We start from the raw sequence: 18409 nt of genomic DNA, 5'->3' as shown, positions 1-18409 counted from the left end.
GGATCCTCCCCGTGCCTTCCCCAGTGCCCAGGATCGCGCTTGACGCCGACAGCGGCATCACCGAGGACGACGTCAGGGCGCTGGCCGCCCATCCCGTGGTCCGCCTCGACGTGATGGGGCTCGACGTGTGGGCCGTGACCGGCCACGAGGAGCTGCGCGCCCTCATGGCCGATCCCACGGTCAAGCGGGGGGCCGCGCACTGGTCGGCACTGGCCCGCGGCGAGGCTCCCGCCGAGCACCCGCTGGTCCAACTGGTCTCCATGGACTCGATGCTGAGCAGGAACCCGCCCGAGCACACCCGCCTGCGCCGCCTCGTCCAGCACGCGTTCACCACCCGCCGCGTCGAGGGCCTGCGCCCGGTGGTGCGCGACCTCACCCGCGCCTGCCTGGACGGGATCGACCCCACGGGGCCGGTCGACCTCAACGCGGCCCTGTCCCATCCGGTGCCCACGGGCGCCATCGGCCACCTGCTGGGCATCCCCGAGGCCGCCCGGCCCGCCCTCGAAGCCCTGGTCACCCGGCTGCTGTCGGGAACCGACGCCACCGTGCACGGGGAGCTGTACGACTACGTCGCGGAAATGGTGGAGGCCAAACGGCGGCACCCGGACGACGCGCTGATCAGCGCACTGCTCCGGGTCCACGACGAGGACGGAACCCGACTGTCGGAGGAGGACCTCGTCTGGACGGTCGTCCTGCTCGTCGACGCGGGGTTCGAGACCACGGTCGGCCAGATCTCCAACTCCGTGCGGCTGCTGCTGCGCCATCCCGACCAGCTCGCCCGGGTCGCCTCGGGGACGGTGCGGTGGGAACGGGCGGTCGAGGAGTGCCTGCGCCACAGCGCCTCGATAGCGATGCTGCCGTTCTGCTTCCCCACCCGCGACCTGGAGCTGGGCGGGGTCACCATCGGCGCGGGCGAGGCGGTGATGATGGTCTACCTGGCCGCCAACCGGGACGGCCGCGTCCACGCCGACCCCCACGCCTTCGACGTCACCCGCCCCGACAGCCGGCACGTGACCTTCGGCCACGGCCCCCACCACTGCCTGGGCGCCCCGCTGGCCCGCCTGGAACTCAACGTGGTCCTGCCCGAGCTCTTCGCGCGCTTCCCGGACCTGGCACTGGCCGAGGACTCCTCCGAACAGGTCAGGAGCGTGCTCGTGAACCGCCCCCGCGAACTGTGGGTGACCACGGGGACCGGCTGAACCTCCCGGGTCACCGGTGCCGCGGGGAGGCGGCCTCGGGGCCGCCGGGAAACAGGAGGCGGACGGGAGCCGAGGAGACGTCTGGCGTTCGACGTGCGTGCCCGGTGGTGGTCGGCCGTGGGGTCCGGTGCGGGTGTCCACGGTGCCCCGGACATTCTCCCGTGACTCCACCCCTTGCGTCTTTTACGCCCAAGGGGTATTTTCATGATCGAAAAATACCCCCTAGGGGTATTTTCTCGCAGGAGAAGGAACAGAGCACGGACCGGTCCCGAACCGATCCCACGAAGTACGCCAAGGCGGGCTGAGAGATGGACACGAGCCAGCACAACCACCACGCACACGCCTCGGAGGTCCGCCACGCCCCGGGCGGAGCCTCCGACGCACACACCGGTCACGACCGCCACGGCGCGGACCACACCGCTGCCGGTCACGGCCGCTCCGGCGCGGGCCACGCGGGCACGGGCCACGCCGGTCACGGCGACCACGTGGCGCAGTTCCGACGGCTGTTCTGGATCATGCTGGTCCTGGCCGTCCCCACGGTCCTGGCGAGCGGCATGTTCGCCGACCTCCTCGGCTACCCCCTGCCGCCCGTGCCCGGGCTGGAGTGGGTCTCCCCGCTGCTGGGCACCGTCATCTTCCTCTGGGGCGGCCGACCTTTCCTGGCCGGCGCGGTCGACGAGACCAGGGCCCTGCGGCCCGGAATGATGCTGCTGGTCGCACTGGCCATCACCGTGGCGTTCCTCGCCTCCTGGGGAGCCAGCCTCGGCATCCTCACCCACCGCCTGGACTTCTGGTGGGAGCTGGCGCTGCTGGTCGTCGTCATGCTGCTGGGCCACTGGATCGAGATGCGCTCCCTGGCGCGGACCTCCTCGGCCCTGGACTCGCTGGCCGCGCTGCTGCCCGACGAGGCAGAGAAGATCGTTGACGGCTCCGTCGTCACCGTGGCGCCTTCGGAACTGGCCGTCGGAGACCTGGTGGTCGTCCGTCCCGGCGGCAGGGTCCCGGCCGACGGACAGGTCGCAGAGGGCGCCGCCGACGTCGACGAGTCGATGATCACCGGCGAGTCGCGGCCGGTCCGGCGCGGTCCCGGAGACCAGGTCGTCGCCGGGACCATCGCCACCGACACGGCGCTGCGGGTGCGCGTCACCGCGGTCGGCGACGACACCGCCCTGGCGGGAATTCAGCGGCTGGTCGCGGCCGCGCAGGGCTCCTCCTCGCGCGCGCAGCGGCTCGCGGACCGGGCCGCCGCCTGGCTGTTCTGGCTCGCTCTCGGCGCCGCGGCCGTCACCCTCACCGCGTGGTTCCTGCTCGGACTTCCCGGAGACGCCCTGACCCGCACCATCACCGTCCTGGTCATCGCCTGCCCCCACGCCCTGGGACTGGCCATCCCCCTGGTGGTCTCCATCGCCACCGAACGCGCGGCCCGGGGCGGGGTGCTGATCAAGGACCGCATGGCGCTGGAGAACATGCGCACCGCCGACACCGTGCTGTTCGACAAGACCGGCACCCTGACCAAGGGCAGCCCCACGGTGACCCGCGTCGCCGCCGCGGCAGGACACGACGAGGAGGAGGTCCTGGCGCTGGCCGCCGCAGCGGAGACCGACAGTGAACACCCCCTGGCCAAGGCGATTGCGGCCGCCGCACGCCACCGCGGCGTCGACGTCCCCCGAGCCGCGGACTTCAGGGCCGCTCCGGCCCTCGGCGTCTCCGCGACCGTCCACGGTCTGCGGGTCAGCGTGGGCGGCCCCGCGATGCTCACCGCCCACGGCGCCGCCGAACTGCCGGACGCGGAGTCGTGGAAGAGCGGGGGCGCGACCGTCCTGCACGTGCTGGTCGACGGCGAGGCCATCGGAGCCCTCGCCCTGGCCGACGAGATCCGCGAGGAGTCCCGGCAGGCCGTCCAGGCCCTGCACGCCCTCGGCATCCAGGTCGTGATGATCACCGGAGACGCCGGGAACGTCGCCCGCGCCGTGGCCGGCGAACTGGGCATCGATCGGGTTTTCGCCCAGGTCAGACCCGAGGACAAGGGAGAGCGGGTCGCGGAGTTGCAGCAGCGGGGACACAGGGTCGTCATGGTCGGCGACGGGGTCAACGACGCCCCCGCCCTCGCCCAGGCCGACGTCGGACTGGCCATCGGCGCGGGCACCGATGTCGCGATCGCCTCCGCCGGAGTGATCCTGGCCAGCGACGACCCCCGGTCGGTGCTCTCGGTCATCGAACTGTCCCGGGCCGGATACCGCAAGATGAAGCAGAACCTGTGGTGGGCCGCCGGGTACAACCTCGCAGCCATACCGCTGGCGGCCGGTGTGCTCGCCCCGGTCGGGTTCGTCCTGCCCATGAGCGTGGGCGCGCTGCTGATGTCACTGTCCACGGTCGTGGTCGCGCTCAACGCCCAACTGCTGCGCCGCCTCGACCTGCGCCCGCACACCAGCACCGAAACCGCCCTGCGGACGGCGCGGACGCGTCCGCGCGAGACCGCGGGGGTGTGACGAGAGGAGAGGCGTCCTTCGGCGGCCCCGAGCCCCCGCGGCTCGGGGCCGCCGGGGACCGCCGGGTGTGCGGGTGGCTGCCGCAGGCAGGAGCGAGGGATGATCACCGATGCCCGCTGGGCGGTGGCCGCCGACGTGTCCTGTCCGGCACGGGCGCGGGGATCAGTCGTGGAAGGGTTCGCCGGTGACGACGTGGTCGGCGTGGTTGAGCGCCTCCAGCACCAGGCGGCGCAGGTGGCCGTCGCGCAGCCGGTAGATGACGTGCCGGGACTGCCTGCGCGACTCCACCAGGCCGGCCAGGCGCAGCTTGGCCAGGTGCTGGGAGACCGCGGTCCGCGAGGCGCCGCAGGACTCGGTCAACCGCCCCACGTCCGCCTCGCCCCCGGCCAGGGTCCACAACAGGTGCAGCCTGGTGGGGTCGGACAGCAGGGCGAAGATCCCGGCGGCCACGGCGAGCCGCTCGTGCTCGGGCGGAGTCGGATGCACGAGGCTGGGGGCGGCCCGCTCGTCGCTGGTGGGCATGTGCGCAGTCTAGGACACATGCGGATCCGGGGTGGGGAAGCGCCGCACAACATGACATCATGTGCGTACTTACGCACATTTATGATGCGTGTGTTCGTGCTCCTCTTCACTCTCGGGTGGTGGTCGTGGTGTGGCGGGTACTGGCGGACTTCCGGTCCTACCGCAGGTTGTTCTACGCCCAGGTCGTGGCGCTGGCGGGCACGGGTCTGGCCACGGTCGCCCTGGCGCTGCTGGCCTACGACCTGGCCCCGGGCAGGGCCGGGCAGGTGGTGGGCACCGCCCTGACCATCAAGATGCTCGCCTACGTGGGCGCCGGTCCGCTGCTGACCGCGGCCCTGGCCCGGGCCCCGCGCCGCGCCGTGCTGGTGGGCTCGGACGCGGTGCGCGCCCTGGCGGTGGCGTGCCTGCCCCTGGTCGACCAGGTCTGGCAGGTGTACGTGCTCATCGCCGTGCTCCAGTGCGCCTCGGCCGCCTTCACCCCCACCTTCCAGGCGGTCATCCCCGAACTGGTCGACGACCGCGGCTACACCTCGGCGCTGGCCCTGTCCCGCCTGGCCTATGACCTGGAGGCACTGGCCTCCCCGCTACTGGCCGCGCTCCTGCTGGTCCTGGTGCCCTTCGACGGCCTGTTCGCACTGACCGCGCTCGGCTTCACCGTGTCCGGCGTCCTGGTGGCCACCACCGCCCTGCCCGCACGGAGTCCCGCCTCGCAGAGTCCGCGCCGGGCCGCGGCGAGCTGGCGGGTCTTCGCCACCGACCGGCGCCTGATGGCGCTGATGGCCCTGAACATGGCCGTGGCCGTGGCCACCGCGCTGGTCCTGGTCGACACCGTCGTCTTCGTCCGCTCCCACCTGGGCGGCACCGACACCGGCGTGGCGCTGATGCTGGCGTGCTTCGGCGCGGGGTCGATGCTCGTGGCCCTGGCGCTGGGAGCGCTGGTGGACCGGTTCGGCACCCGCGCCCTGATGCTCACCGGCCCCGCCGTGGCCACCGCGGGAGCGGCGGCCACCGTTCTGGGCTGGACCCTTGCCCCGGGACCGGCCGTGCTCGGCGCGGGCTGGGCGGTGCTGGGCGCGGGGTGGGCGGTGCTGGGCGCGGGGTGTGCGCTGGTGTCCGCGCCCACCGGGCGACTGCTGCGCGAGGCCGCCCCCGAGGGCGCTCTGGCCGGGGTCTTCGCCGCCCAGTTCGCGCTCTCCCATGCCTGTTTCCTGCTCACCTACCCCCTGGCCGGGTGGGCCGGGAACCTGGACCCGATCCTGCTGCTGGGCGGCGCCGGAACGCTCACGGGGATGTGCGCCCTGGCTGCGGCGGGACTGTGGCGCCCCAGCCCGGTGGCCGCCGACCGGGCCGCCACGGTCGAAGACCGTTGACGTTTCCGTCGTGCTCAACAGCGGGGAGCGCAGAGGGCGCGGATCGGTCTCTGCGTGTGGGGCTCGGTGCTCCCGGTGCGGATAGACCGACTGGACCAGCGGTTCGTCCCCACGTGCGTGGGGCTCGGGAAGTCTGGCTCGGCCCCCGGGAGTGGGTCGGCGGTCCATCCCCACGTGCGTGGGGCTCGGCCAGGGAGTGCCGTGGTGGCAGCCCCCCACTCCGGTCCATCCCCACGTGCGTGGGGCTCGGGCCACCCCACTCGGGAACCGGCACCTCCTCGTACGGTCCATCCCCACGTGCGTGGGGCTCGGGTATGCCTCCTGCGCGATCCGGAACGGCAGGTCGGTCCATCCCCACGTGCGTGGGGCTCGGGCCACCCCACTCGGGAACCGGCACCTCCTCGTACGGTCCATCCCCACGTGCGTGGGGCTCGGCCACTGCTCGTACTGGGCACGGTTCGCTTCCACGGTCCATCCCCACGTGCGTGGGGCTCGGCACCTCCTCAAATCCCCAACCGGGGACATCACCGGTCCATCCCCACGTGCGTGGGGCTCGGGGGTACGACTGGTTCGGCCGTGGAGTCGTTGCCGGTCCATCCCCACGTGCGTGGGGCTCGGGCCCACCGACGAACAGCAGAAGATCATCGACGCGGTCCATCCCCACGTGCGTGGGGCTCGGCACCCCCAACAGCCTGAGGGCGAACCCTGACGCGGTCCATCCCCACGTGCGTGGGGCTCGGGCGGCGACGGGTTCCGATACGGCGCCCAACTGCGGTCCATCCCCACGTGCGTGGGGCTCGGCGGCGGATCTCCTCCACCGAGTCGTCGACCAGCGGTCCATCCCCACGTGCGTGGGGCTCGGGACGACGCGGACCCGTTCCGCACGACCAGGATCGGTCCATCCCCACGTGCGTGGGGCTCGGACGAACAGGTAGGCGTCCCCCAGACTCAACGCCGGTCCATCCCCACGTGCGTGGGGCTCGGGACCAGGTCCGCCTCGGACTCCTCCGGCTCCTCGGTCCATCCCCACGTGCGTGGGGCTCGGCTTGTACCTGGACTCGACCTCCGCGATCGCGGCGGTCCATCCCCACGTGCGTGGGGCTCGGGAACGGACGACCACGCCCAGCAGATCGCCCACCGGTCCATCCCCACGTGCGTGGGGCTCGGCAGCGTGCGGGCCTTTCTCATGCCTGGAGGGTCGGTCCATCCCCACGTGCGTGGGGCTCGGTCGGCGATCCCGTGGGAGATCTGCACACCAGCCGGTCCATCCCCACGTGCGTGGGGCTCGGCTGGAGGGGCGGCTGATCTACGTGCCCGAGGCCGGTCCATCCCCACGTGCGTGGGGCTCGGAGAAGATGACCTGCGGTTTTGCGGAGCGTTATCTCCGCGTTATCAAGCTTGCGGGCGGTCTCCTCCCGTAGGGCGATTCTAGGCCAATTTCGTGAAAGCGTCCCGCTCGCGGTCGGCCGCCCACTACGTTCTGCGCATACCGGGATGGCGGACTGTGGGAGGAAACGTGCCTGAGTACGGCCCTGCAAGCGGGGAGAGGAACACTTCGCTCGTCGACCTCGGATTCTGGGCCAAAGAACGCGGGCTCAGAGGGCAGGTCTACCCGCTCGTGTGCCATTCCCTCGACGCCGCCGCGGCGGCTCTGGTGCTGTGGCGTGAGTACCTTTCTCCCGGTCTGCGGGAGACGATCGCCTCGGCCATGGAAGTGGACGAGGAGCAGGCAGGGCGCTGTGTCGCATTCTGGGCGGGGATGCACGATGTCGGGAAGTTGACCCGCGAGTTCCAGGAGCAGACCGATGTGGACCTGTCCGCCTATCCCGGAGAGGAACTCAGCGGCGAGCGGCGCTCCCACGCCGCCGCCACCGGGCAGTGGCTGCCGTTCGCGCTGCCCTCGGTCGGCTATCCGGACAGCGGACCGGTGACGTGGCTGGTGGCCCAGTTGCTCGGCGGCCACCACGGTCGGTTCGGCGGGCATCCCGATCCCGGCAGCCGCAACCCGCTGCTGGGGTTGGGGTTCACCTCCTCTTCGTGGGAGGGGCAGCGCCGCGCCCTGCTGAATGCCGTCTTCGGCGCGGTGGGGCGTCCCGAACCGCCTCACATGCTGGACGGCCCGACCGCCGCTGTCGTGTGCGGGCTGGTCATACTCGCCGACTGGCTGGTCAGCCAGGAGGATTTCCTCCTGGGCCGCCTGGGTGCCCTTCCCGCCGACGGCTCCGTGCCGGAGTTGCGCGCCCACTTCCGGGAGTCCGAACAGCAGGTCCCCGACCTGCTCGACTCCGCCGGGCTGCGGCCGATCACGGTCTCCCCGGCCCCGTTCACCGAGTCGTTTCCGCACATCGACACGCCCAACGGCCTGCAAGCCTCGCTGGCCGAGCACCTGCCGCCGCTGTGCACCGGCCCGGGGCTGGTGCTGGTCACCGCTCCCATGGGCGAGGGCAAGACCGAGGCCGCCTACCATGTCGCGGACCTGCTCGGCGCGGCGACGGGGCGGCCGGGACGGTTCCTCGCGCTGCCCACGACGGCCACCGCCGACCAGATGCACTCCCGGCTCAAGGCGTATGCGCGGCACCGCGCGGAGCACGCCGATCCGGAGCGCCCCTCGACGCTGGCCCTGCTGCACTCGATGGCGTGGCTGAATCCCGACTACGCTCCCGCCGACGCGCCGGGCGTGTCGACCGTGCTGGCCGACGCCGACCGCCGCGACCCGTTCGCCGCGACCGAATGGCTCATGGGCCGCAAACGGGGGCTGCTCGCCTCCTGGTCGGTGGGCACGATCGACCAGGCGCTCATGGCGGTGCTGCGTGCCAAGCACAACGCGTTGCGCCTGTTCGGGCTCGCGGGGAAGGTGGTCGTGGTCGACGAGGCGCACGCGGTCGACCCCTACATGCAGGTCCTGTTGGAGCAACTGCTGCGCTGGCTGGGCGCGCTCGACGTGCCTGTCGTGCTGTTGTCGGCGACCCTGCACCACAGCATCGCGAACTCGCTGGTCAAGGCGTATCTGGAGGGGGCGCGGGGGTACCGCTGGCGCAGGTCTGAGCCGCAGCCGGTCCCCGAGGTCTCCTACCCCGGGTGGCTGCACGCCGACGCCCGGACCGGGACGGTGACCCGCAGCGCCGACGTCGATCCCGCGCCCATCGCCACGACCCCCCGCGAACCGTTGGACCTGCGCCTCGTCGACATTCCGGTCCGGGACAGCAGGCCCGACCGGACGGAGGCGCTGCGGGCAGAACTCGCTCCGCTGGTGGAGCGGGGCGGCTGCGCCGCGGTCATCTGCACCACGGTCGCCGAGGCCCAGGAGGTCTACGACCTGCTCGCCGACTGGTTCGCCGAGTGGGGTGCGAATGCCCCCGAGCTGCACCTGCTGCACTCGCGGTTCCCCAACCGGCAGCGCACCGAGATCACCGAGGCGATCGTCGACCGGTTCGGCAAGGACGGCGCCCGCGAGGGGCGGCGTCCGCGCTCCGCCGTCCTGGTGGCCACCCAGGTCGTCGAGCAGTCCCTCGACCTGGACCTGGACCTGATGGTCACCGACATCGCGCCGGTGTCGCTGCTGTTGCAGCGCGCGGGCCGCTGCTGGCGGCACGAGCACCTGGGGATCATCCGACGCCCGCCCTGGGCGCGCCGCCCGGAACTGGTGGTGCTCACCCCCGAGCAGGATGCCGAGACCGACGGGCCGCCGCGGTTTCCCCGGTCCTGGCAGGCGGTGTATCCGCTGTCGCTGTTCCAGCGCACGCACGCGCTGCTGCGCCGCCGCGACGGGACACCGGTGCGGATTCCCGACGATGTCCAACGGCTGGTCGACGGCGTCTACGACGACGACTCGCTCGCCGAGGACCTGGAGGCCGACCTCGACCGCATGGGTGAGGAGTTGGCGAAGCGCGGCCTGGCCCGTAACGCGGTGGTCCCCGATCCGGGAGGGGTGGGCAGTAGCCTGCTCGGGCTCAGCGAGTTCGACTTCGACGTGGACGAGCACCTGCTCGCCACTCGGTTCGGTGCCGGTTCGGTGCGGGTGCTGTGCCACTACGTCGACCCGGCGGGGCGGCGCTGGCTCGACCCCGACTGCGCGGTCGAGCTCCCCGAGAAGGGAACGGGCAGGGGAGGCCGCTTCACCGTGGCTGACTGCCGCGACCTGGTGGCCCGCACGGTTCCGGTGCGCATGGGCCTCTGGTTCGACCGGCTCGCCGAGGACAACCGGCCGCCCGAGGCGTGGCGGGAGTCGTTCCACCTCCGCGACCTGGTGCTCGTCCCCCAGAGGGTGACGGAGGAGGGAGCCGTGCTTCCGACCGAGGCGGGCGGACGCGAGTGGCTGCTCGATCCGCGTAAGGGACTGGTTTTCTAGAGCGGGAAACGCCGGGACACGGCCATCACTATCGGGGTGGGGGCCATTCGGGGTGGGTGGGGGGTGGGGGGAGTGGTGTGGCTACGGGTTTTCCGGTGTGGGTGAGGGCTTGGGCGACCGTTTGGGTGGGGGCGTGGAGGACCACGGTGTGGCCGTCGGGGTTGTCGGCGATGACGGCGCGGACGGTGTAGCCGTCCAGGGGGTCAGTGCCCTTGAGAGACGGGGGGTGGGGTGCGCCGAGGCCGGTGAGGAGGGCGTGGATCCGGTCGAGGTCGCGGAGTTGGGTGCGGCCGTGTTCGATGCGGGAGATGGTGGCCTGGGTGAGTCCGGTGAGGTGGGCGAGTTGTTCCTGGGTGATGGGGGTGAGTGTGCGGGCCTGGCGGATGAGGGTGGTGGTGTCGAGGCGGGCCACGGCCCGGGCGACGACCGGATGGGTCCAGAACTCGGTGGGGAAGACGGGGTGGTTGGGGTTGAGTTCGCGGGCGGTGATGGCGGCCTTGAGGGCGGCGCGGGTGATCAGCGGCTGCGGCATGGTCCTGAGGTTCTTCGGGATTGGTGTGGTCGGGTGGTTGGGGTTGGCGATCGGGTGCGGGGTGTGTTTCTGCCGCGAGGCGCGGCAGCTTTCACCTCTCCAGGGGTGGGGGAGGGATGGGGATGGTGCCCGCAGTCGAGGGGTGGCAGAGCCCCGAGCACACACGGGCCTTTCCATCCCTCCGAAACCCGGAGCCCAGGCAGGGGTTGCCGGGCCTCCCGGCCGAAACACATCCCGCTGGGTGACCGCAGACCCAAACCCCCGACCGGAGGCGCGGACAGACGGGCGTTGAGATCGACACCGGGGGCCGAAGATCGCGGAGAACGACCCCCGGTATCAAGATCAACAAGGTCAGGGCCAGGCGAGGAGGAAGTACACGCCTTCCTCCCAGGGGGCGAGGGTGCCCCACTCGGTGGCGAGCTGGTCGACCAGGAACAGACCCCGGCCGTGCTCGCGGAACGGGTCTTCGGGCTTGACCACGTGGGGCGCGGACTGCCACAGGCGCGGGTGCAGGGTGCGCACCTCGGCCCGTACACCGCGCCCGTCCACGTGTACCCGCACCTTGAAGAACCCGCCGGGGTCACCCGAGTGCGTGTGCAGGATCGCGTTCGTCGCCAACTCCGAGACGATCAGTTCGGCCCGCTCCACCACCTCGTCCGGAGCGGCGGAACGCGGGCACAACCGGACCGCGCCGACCACGAACCGGCGCGCGGCGGCCACGCTGTCCGGCACGCCGGGAAAGGACGTGAACGCGACGGTCACCGCGCCACCGCCTTTCCGGAACAAAGAACATAGAGGCGCACACGAGACGGATGCCGCGTTTCAGGCACGGGGCGGGCAGTAGGCTTTTGCATGAGTCACCACCTGGTCGAGTCAGGTCGGGGGCTAAGGCCCTGATCCGGTGCTGCTACACCGGGTCAGGGCCGTTTGTGTGTGAAGGCTGGTGCGGAAGAAAATCGCGTTCTTTCGCTGTCCTTCGGTGTCCACACACTTCCTGAATCGCTAGACGGTTTCCATCCCTTTGACTAAAGTCAAGTAATGAGTCATGCGCAGTAAGTGACTGTGCAGGGCTAGTGCAGGAGGGAGGGAAGTAGTGCAGAAAGACAGGGGCCGCTGGATCAGGATTGGCCGGAAGATCCGGGAGCAGCGGCAACGATCTGGGCTTTCGCAGGAGGAGTTGGCGAAGCTGGTAATGGTCTCGCCGACCATGCTCAGTGCGATGGAGCGCGGTGCACGCGGCATCAAAAGGGACCATATAGAACGAATTGACGCCGCACTCGGCACGCCTGGCACACTCACCGAACTGTGGGACCGTTCCACCGGAACGGGGCTGCCGACCTGGTACGAGAAGGTGGCCGACATCGAACGGGCCGCCTCTGAGATCTGGGAGTACCACCCTCTTCTGATTCCGGGGTTGTTGCAGACCGAGGAGTACGCCGAGCACATCTTCCGTGTCGGTCGTCCTCGGGACACTCCTGCTGAGATTGAGGAGTTGGTGCGCGGCCGGATGAACCGCAAGAAGATCTTTGACCGAGAGCGTCCACCCCGTCTGGTCGTCGTCGTGGACGAGGGGGTGCTGCGCCGTCCCACCGGGGGGCGCGAGGTGATGAAGCGGCAGCTCGGTAATCTGCTGGAAGAGAGCGAGAAGCCACACGTTTCCGTCCAGGTGGTGCCCTACGACAGTGACCACCATCCGGGACTGACCAACAGTTTTATGCTGTTCACGGTTCCCAGACGCAATCCTGTCCTGTATGTGGAGACACGACGCTCTGGAACGCCCACGGACGACTCGGACGCAGTGGACGACTACTCCCAACTGTTCTCTGACCTGCGGGGAGCGGCCCTGCCTCTGGGAGCGTCCCGACAGTTGATCGCACAGATCCAAGGAGAGTTCTGATGGCCCCCCACAGTCTTGACTGGCACAAGTCCAGCTACAGCAACGAGAGCGGCGGAGCCTGCGTCGAGGTCGCCGAGACCCCCGAGGCGGTGCTGGTCCGCGACACCCAACACCGCGACCTCGGTCATCTGGGCTTCGCACCGAAGGCGTGGGCGGAGTTCCTCACCGTGTTGAAGGCCGGGCGTCTGTAGTCAGCAGGTCCTCACCGGTTCGGCCGCCACGCACAAGTCCAGCCACAGCCGGGAGAATCCGACTGCGTCGAGGTCGCTGACTGGACTCTGATGGGAGGGTTCTCGTGAGGCATCGGGGTGTAGGGAGCCCGCGAGCCGGTCCCGGGCCGGAGCGGCCGGTCCGGAGGTATTCCAGCCCCGCCCCCGCGATGGGACCCCACCGGCTGCCGGTGGCCGGTCGAGGCGCCCCGGCGCCGAGTCCGGACACGGCCCCACCTTCCGGTACGGGAAAGACCACCCCGCACCCCTTGTAGGGGGGCCGGTCCGGGGCGGCCGGTGTCCTTGCCCCGGTCCGCCCGTGGAGGCGCGTCCGGACTCGGCGCCGGGGCGCCTCGACCAGGCGCGGCCAGCCCGTGGGAACCCACCGCGGGGGTTGAGATGGAATACCCCGCCCCCGCCTTCTTCGGCCCGCGCCCACCACAGAACTCGGCACTCCAACCCCGGTGGGATCCCCGAGGCGGTGCTGGTCCGCGACACCCGGCACCGTGACCTCGGCCGTCTCGGTCGCGCCCGCTCCGAGTGGGCCGTCTTCCCCGCCGGTCTCAAGCAGGACCGGCGGCAGCTCCCACCGGGTATGACGCCGGGGCCGCGCTCGGCACGCGGGTGCGGTCCCGGGGCCGTCGCGCTCAGGCCGCCGAGCTGCCCGGGGGCAGCGGCAGGGAGCCGGTGTCCAGGGCGTCGATCAGGGCCATCGCCCCTCCCCGCGCCGCCGCGCTCAGGCCCAGGGCGGAGGGCTCGACGCGGCAGTTGCCGCTGTCGGGGGCGAAGGAGTGCGCGGCCATCGCCTCCCGGCAGGACGGCAGCAGCCACGGGGCGAGCGGCACGAAGTAGCCGCCCAGGATGATCGCGCTGGGGTTGAGCAGGTTGACCAGGGTCGCCGCGGCGCGGCCCAGCCAGCTTCCCGCGTCGTGCAGCGCCCGAAGCGCCGTGGCGTCGTCGGCCTCGGCGCGGCGCGCGGTCTCCTCGATCAGCGACCCCACGACGCTGCCGCGCACCGGAGCGTCCGGCACCAGGTCGGGGACGGCGCGGCGCAGGATCGCCTCCACCCCCGCCAGCGCCTCCAGGCAGCCGCGCTGCCCGCACGCGCACCTCGGCCCGTCCTTGAGCAGCGGGATGTGCCCGATCTCCCCGGCGAACCCGCTGGCGCCGCGCAGCGGCTCGCCGTTCATCAGCACGCCCGCGCCGATGCCGACCTCACCGGTCAGGTACACCAGGTCCATGGTGCGGGCCAGGTGGCCGCCCCGGTACTCGGCGACCGCGCCCAGGTTGGCGTCGTTGTCGACCAGCACCGGGGCCCCGGCCAGCGCGGTGTCGGCCAGCAGGTCCGTCAGCCGCCGCTGCATGGGGAAGTGGTGCCAGCCGAGGTTGGGGGCGTTGGTGACGGTTCCGGCGGCGACGTCGATGAGCGCGGGCACCGCCACGCTCACGCCCAGCAGCGGCCGCTCGTGCAGCAGGGGGTCGCCGGTGACCTCCAGCAGCAGGTCGCGCAGCCGCGCCGCGCACTCCTCGGGGCCGGCCGAGCGGGCGTCGAAGGCCACGTGCCGGGTGAGCACCTCGCGTTCCAGCAGGTCGACGGCTGCCAGGGCGATGTAGTCGACGTTGACCTCCACCCCGATCGCGACCAGGGTGGAGCCGTTGACGGTCAGCATCATGCCGGGGCGGCCCACCCGGCGCTGGTTGACCAGTCCGGTCTCGCACACCAGACCCCGGTCGATGAGCTCGGCCACCAGGCTGGAGACGGTGGCCTTGGTCAGGCCGGTCGACGCGGCGACCACCGCCCGCGAGCACGGCGCGCTGGTGCGGATCGTGCGCAGCACGATGCCCAGGTTGGTCTCCCTGACGGCCTGGAATCCGGCCGGTCCCTCGCTTGCGCCCACCATGCGGCGGCTCCCCTCCCGTGCACGCCCCCACGGCGTGCCCCTCCGCGTCCTCGACCTCCAGTGTGCTGGTTTCTGCCCGGTCGAGGATTGACAACCAATTCGTTCAAACACAAAACTAATAGATGTCGTACCGCCCCACCAAAGAGAGGCCCCATGCCGCTCGTCGCCGGAGTCGACTCCTCCACCCAGGCCACCAAGATCGTCGTCCGCGACGCCGCCACCGGAGCGCTCGTCCGCTCCGGCCGCGCGCCTCACCCCGAAGGGACCGAGGTCAGCCCGCACGCGTGGTGGCAGGCCCTGCTCGAGGCCGCTGGTGGCGGGCTGCTCGACGACGTCGCCGCCATCGCCGTCGCCGCCCAGCAGCACGGCATGGTCGCGCTCGACGCCGACGGCGAGCCCGTGCGCGACGCGCTGCTGTGGAACGACACCCGCTCCGCGGGCGCGGCCGCCGACCTCGTCGCCGAACTGGGCGGACCGGGGGAGTGGAGCAGGGCGGTCGGCTCGGTGCCCGTGGCCAGCTTCACCGTGACCAAGCTGCGCTGGCTGGCCCGCAACGAACCCGACAACGCCGCGCGCGCCGAGAGCGTCCTGCTGCCCCACGACTGGATCACCCAGCGCCTCACCCGCGCCACCGAACCCGTCACCGACCGCGGCGACGCCTCCGGCACCGGCTACTACGACGCGGCCGCGGGCGCCTACCGCACCGACCTGCTCACCCTGGCCTTCGGCCGCGAGCTGCGCATCCCCCGCGTCGCCGACCCGGCCGAGGCGGTCGGCGAGGTCCGCGCCCCCGAACTGCCGTCCATCGGCGTGGTGGCCGCCGGAACCGGCGACAACATGGCCGCCGCGCTGGCCCTGGACGCCCGCCCCGGCGACGTCGTGGTCTCCATCGGCACCTCCGGCACCGCCTTCGCCGTCGCCGAGAAGCCCACCGCCGACCCCACCGGCGCCGTCGCCGGGTTCGCCGACGCCACCGGCCGCTTCCTGCCGCTGGTGTGCACCCTCAACGCCGCCCGCGTCCTGAGCGCCGGGGCCGCCGCGCTGGGCGTGGACCTGGCCGAGTTCGACCGGTTGGCGCTGGCGGCCCCTCCGGGCGCGGACGGCCTGGTGCTGCTGCCCTACCTGGACGGCGAGCGCACCCCCGACCTGCCGGAGGCCACCGGCCGCCTGGACGGCCTCACCCGCGCCAACCTGCGCCCGGAGAACGTGGCGCGCGCCTTCGTCGAGGGCATGCTGTGCGGTCTGGCCGACGCCGTGGACGCCCTGGTCGACCAGGGGGTGCCGGTGCGCCGGGTCCTGCTCGTCGGGGGCGGCGCGCGCTCGGCCGCGGTCCGCGCCCTCGCCCCGCGGGTCCTGGGCCGCCCCGTCACCGTGCCCGCCGAGGGCGAGTACGTCGCCGACGGCGCCGCCCGCCAGGCCGCCTGGGCGCTGTCCGGCACCGCCGAGCCGCCCGCGTGGGAGAACGCCTCGACCGCCGTGAGCGAGGCCGACCCCACCCCGCAGGTGCGGGAGCGCTACGCCGCCGCCCGCGACCGACTCTGAACCGCAAGTCCCGTCGACCACGAAAGAGGCCAGCATGACCGACTACCAGCCCACCCCCGAGGACCGGTTCAGCTTCGGACTGTGGACCGTGGGATGGCGCGGCCACAACACCTTCGGGGAGGCCGTGCGCCCCGCCCTCGACCCCGTCGAGGCGGTGGGGAAGCTCAGCGAGCTGGGCGCCTACGGCATCACCTTCCACGACGACGACCTCATCCCGCCGGGCAGCGGCGACACCGAGCGCGACGCCGTCATCAAGCGCTTCACCAAGGCGCTGGGCGAGTCCGGCCTGGCCGTGCCCATGGTCACCACCAACCTGTTCAGCCACCCGGTGTTCCGCGACGGCGGCTTCACCTCCAACAGCCGCGACGTGCGCCGCTACGCCCTGCGCAAGGTGATGCGCAACATCGACCTGGCCGCCGAGCTGGGCGCGCGCACCTACGTGTGCTGGGGCGGCATGGACGGCGCCGAGTTCGAGGCGGGCAAGAACGACGCCGCCGCCCTGGACCGGCTGCGCGAGGCCTTCGACATCCTGTGCGACTACGTCCGCTCCCAGGGCTACGGGCTGCGGTTCGCGATCGAGCCCAAGCCCAACGAGCCGCGCGGCGACGTGCTGCTGCCCACCATCGGGCACGCGCTGGCCTTCATCAACGAGCTGGAGCACCCCGAGATGGTGGGGCTCAACCCCGAGGTCGGCCACGAGCAGATGGCGGGGCTGAGCTTCACCCACGGCGTGGCCCAGGCGCTGTGGCACGGCAAGCTGTTCCACATCGACCTCAACGGCCAGCGCGGCATCAAGTACGACCAGGACCTGCGGTTCGGCGCGGGCGACCTGAGGGACGCGTTCTTCCTGGTCAACCTGTTGGAGAGCCACGGCTACGACGGGCCGCGGCACTTCGACTTCAAGACCCCCCGCACCGAGGACATGAGCGGGGTGTGGGAGGCGGCGCGCAACTGCATGCGCAACTACCTCATCCTCAAGGCCAAGGCGGAGGCGTTCCGCGCCGACCCCGAGGTGCGCGAGGCCATGGAGGCCGCGCGGGTCTTCGAGCTGGAGCGGCCCACCCTGGAGCCGGGAGAGAGCGTGGCGGACCTGCGCGCCGAGACGATCGACCTGGACGAGGTGGGCAGGCGCGGCTACCACTTCGAGCGGCTGGACCAGATCGCCCTGGAGTACCTCATGGGCGTGCGCTGACCCTGGAGAAGGGGGCAGGGGGCGGTCGCCGCGGCGACCGCCCCCTTCTGTCGTTCGCGCGGGGAGCCGCCGGGGTCAGCCGCGGTGGGCGGCGGTGGAGCCCCGCACCACCAGCCGTGGGGTGAACACCAGGCGCTCGTGCGCGCCCCGGGGTTCGTGGATCTCGGCGGCGAGCAGGCGCATCGCCGCGCGGCCGATCTGGTACTTGGGCTGGGCGACGGTGGTCAGGCCGGGGTGGACCAGGGCCGCGACGTCGACGTCGTCGTAGCCGACCACCGACAGGTCGTCGGGAACGGAGAGGCCGCGCGCCCCCAGCCCCTTGAGCAGGCCGAGCGCGAGCTGGTCGTTGGCGCAGAACACCGCCTGGGGGCGCCGCCGGGGGCCGCCCGCCAGCACCTCCTCCACGGCCTTCTCCCCGGAGTCGGCGGTCAGCGAGGGGGCCTCGATCAGCCGGACCGCGTCGCCGGCCTCGACGCCGTTCTCCTCCAGGGCGGCGCGCAGCCCGGCCAGGCGGGTGCGGCACTGCTCCAGCGACAGCGGGCCGCTCAGGTAGGTGATCCGCTCGTGTCCGAGGCTGACCAGGTGCCGTCCCGCGGCCAGGCCGCCCGCGTGGTTGTCCACGTACACGCTGCTGCCCACGTCGACGGCGACGTCGCCGCGGTCCAGCAGCACCCACGGGATGCCGCGCTCCCGCAGCCACAGCAGGTCGGCCACGTCGTTGTCGACCGGCATCACCACGGCCCCCGCCGCGCGGTGCTCGGCCAGGACGCGCAGGGAGCGCCGCTGCCGCTCGGGGTTCTCCGCCGAGTTCAGCAGCATCACCGTGAGGCCGTCCTCGGCGGCCTGGTCCTCCACACCCCGGGCGACCATCGTGAAGAAGGGGTTGGTGACGTCCAGGACGAGCAGGCCGACGGAGTCGCTGCGGCCCGCGCGCAGGCTGCGGCCCGAGGAGTTGCGCACGTAGTCCAGTTCCCGGATCGCCCGCTCGACCCTGAGCCGGGTGGCCTCGGCCACCCGTTCGGGGCGGTTGAGCACGTTGGACACGGTTCCCGGAGACACGCCCGCCCGGGCCGCGACGTCGTTGATCCCGACAGGGCGTCTGGTGTTCTCAGGGGCAGGCAAGGCAGGGGCTCCGGACTGTGGTGGAGGGCAGACGGTACTCTCCATGATCGCCACTGGATTGAAACGTGTCAATAGCGGTGCGTCAC

At 71.9% G+C, this 18409-nt stretch carries 13 protein-coding genes and 1 CRISPR repeat array; of the genes, 8 read left to right on the top strand and 5 right to left on the bottom strand.

The window, feature by feature from the left end:
* Positions 1-11 precede the first annotated feature (11 nt).
* Positions 12-1199, top strand: coding sequence for a cytochrome P450 family protein (locus NI17_RS08035; protein WP_147417003.1), 1188 nt, complete (start codon positions 12-14; stop codon positions 1197-1199).
* Between the two features lie 308 nt (positions 1200-1507).
* The gene (locus NI17_RS08030; RefSeq protein WP_068690540.1) at positions 1508-3688 is read left to right on the top strand and encodes a heavy metal translocating P-type ATPase; all 2181 of its coding nucleotides are present in this window, start codon (positions 1508-1510) and stop codon (positions 3686-3688) included.
* Between the two features lie 162 nt (positions 3689-3850).
* Here the strand turns inward: NI17_RS08030 and NI17_RS08025 are convergent, their stop codons facing one another.
* Positions 3851-4210, bottom strand: coding sequence for an ArsR/SmtB family transcription factor (locus NI17_RS08025; protein WP_068690538.1), 360 nt, complete (start codon positions 4208-4210; stop codon positions 3851-3853).
* A 125-nt stretch (positions 4211-4335) separates the two neighbouring features.
* On the opposite strand from NI17_RS08025, the gene NI17_RS08020 reads away from it, so the two are divergent.
* Complete coding sequence (locus NI17_RS08020) at positions 4336-5580, top strand: MFS transporter (protein WP_243597662.1); 1245 nt, start codon at positions 4336-4338, stop codon at positions 5578-5580.
* A 99-nt stretch (positions 5581-5679) separates the two neighbouring features.
* A CRISPR array of direct repeats spans positions 5680-6930; the repeat unit is 29 nt; unit sequence CGGTCCATCCCCACGTGCGTGGGGCTCGG.
* 166 nt (positions 6931-7096) lie between these two features.
* Positions 7097-9928, top strand: coding sequence for a CRISPR-associated helicase/endonuclease Cas3 (locus NI17_RS08015; protein ID WP_068690534.1), 2832 nt, complete (start codon positions 7097-7099; stop codon positions 9926-9928).
* 28 nt (positions 9929-9956) lie between these two features.
* Here NI17_RS08015 and NI17_RS08010 read toward each other — a convergent pair whose 3' ends face one another.
* Together NI17_RS08010 and NI17_RS08005 are read right to left on the bottom strand one after the other, a co-directional pair.
* The gene (locus NI17_RS08010) at positions 9957-10460 is read right to left on the bottom strand and encodes a helix-turn-helix domain-containing protein (protein ID WP_119268139.1); all 504 of its coding nucleotides are present in this window, start codon (positions 10458-10460) and stop codon (positions 9957-9959) included.
* Between the two features lie 351 nt (positions 10461-10811).
* Positions 10812-11222 carry an ATP-binding protein gene (locus tag NI17_RS08005; protein ID WP_068690533.1) on the bottom strand — a complete coding sequence of 137 codons (411 nt, stop codon included), beginning with the start codon at positions 11220-11222 and terminating at the stop codon, positions 10812-10814.
* A gap of 331 nt (positions 11223-11553) precedes the next feature.
* Between NI17_RS08005 and NI17_RS08000 the strand changes: the two genes are divergently transcribed.
* A complete protein-coding gene (locus NI17_RS08000) occupies positions 11554-12357 on the top strand; it encodes a helix-turn-helix domain-containing protein (RefSeq protein ID WP_068690532.1) in 804 nt (267 codons plus the stop codon).
* Positions 12357-12548, top strand: a complete 192-nt coding sequence (locus NI17_RS07995) for a DUF397 domain-containing protein (protein ID WP_068690530.1) — start codon at positions 12357-12359, stop codon at positions 12546-12548. The genes NI17_RS08000 and NI17_RS07995 overlap by 1 nt, the downstream gene beginning before the upstream one ends.
* 665 nt (positions 12549-13213) lie before the next feature.
* Here the strand turns inward: NI17_RS07995 and NI17_RS07990 are convergent.
* On the bottom strand, positions 13214-14467 hold the full coding sequence (locus tag NI17_RS07990; protein WP_068690528.1) for an ROK family transcriptional regulator: 1254 nt from the start codon (positions 14465-14467) through the stop codon (positions 13214-13216).
* A 153-nt stretch (positions 14468-14620) separates the two neighbouring features.
* Here NI17_RS07990 and xylB point away from each other — a divergent pair, with 153 nt between their 5' ends.
* Together xylB and xylA are read left to right on the top strand one after the other, a co-directional pair.
* Positions 14621-16009, top strand: coding sequence for a xylulokinase (xylB, locus tag NI17_RS07985; protein ID WP_243597661.1), 1389 nt, complete (start codon positions 14621-14623; stop codon positions 16007-16009).
* Between the two features lie 34 nt (positions 16010-16043).
* Positions 16044-17201 carry a xylose isomerase gene (gene xylA / locus NI17_RS07980; protein WP_068690527.1) on the top strand — a complete coding sequence of 386 codons (1158 nt, stop codon included), beginning with the start codon at positions 16044-16046 and terminating at the stop codon, positions 17199-17201.
* Between the two features lie 75 nt (positions 17202-17276).
* On the opposite strand, the gene NI17_RS07975 is transcribed toward xylA, so the two are convergent.
* The gene (locus tag NI17_RS07975) at positions 17277-18368 is read right to left on the bottom strand and encodes a LacI family DNA-binding transcriptional regulator (RefSeq protein ID WP_084012567.1); all 1092 of its coding nucleotides are present in this window, start codon (positions 18366-18368) and stop codon (positions 17277-17279) included.
* Positions 18369-18409 lie beyond the last annotated feature (41 nt).

Source organism: Thermobifida halotolerans, from assembly GCF_003574835.2.
In the GTDB taxonomy this organism is placed as follows: domain Bacteria; phylum Actinomycetota; class Actinomycetes; order Streptosporangiales; family Streptosporangiaceae; genus Thermobifida; species Thermobifida halotolerans.
This window is presented reverse-complemented; position numbering and strand designations above follow the sequence as displayed.

What these genes read in the sequence shown, in the direction of transcription:
- NI17_RS07990 (WP_068690528.1), bottom strand. Translation starts at nt 14,467, where the DNA reads ATGGTGGGCGCAAGCGAGGGACCGGCCGGATTCCAGGCCGTCAGGGAG.
- NI17_RS07995 (WP_068690530.1), top strand. Translation starts at nt 12,357, where the DNA reads ATGGCCCCCCACAGTCTTGACTGGCACAAGTCCAGCTACAGCAACGAG.
- NI17_RS08010 (WP_119268139.1), bottom strand. Translation starts at nt 10,460, where the DNA reads ATGCCGCAGCCGCTGATCACCCGCGCCGCCCTCAAGGCCGCCATCACC.
- xylB (WP_243597661.1), top strand. Translation starts at nt 14,621, where the DNA reads ATGCCGCTCGTCGCCGGAGTCGACTCCTCCACCCAGGCCACCAAGATC.
- NI17_RS08030 (WP_068690540.1), top strand. Translation starts at nt 1,508, where the DNA reads ATGGACACGAGCCAGCACAACCACCACGCACACGCCTCGGAGGTCCGC.
- NI17_RS08025 (WP_068690538.1), bottom strand. Translation starts at nt 4,210, where the DNA reads ATGCCCACCAGCGACGAGCGGGCCGCCCCCAGCCTCGTGCATCCGACT.
- xylA (WP_068690527.1), top strand. Translation starts at nt 16,044, where the DNA reads ATGACCGACTACCAGCCCACCCCCGAGGACCGGTTCAGCTTCGGACTG.
- NI17_RS07975 (WP_084012567.1), bottom strand. Translation starts at nt 18,368, where the DNA reads ATGGAGAGTACCGTCTGCCCTCCACCACAGTCCGGAGCCCCTGCCTTG.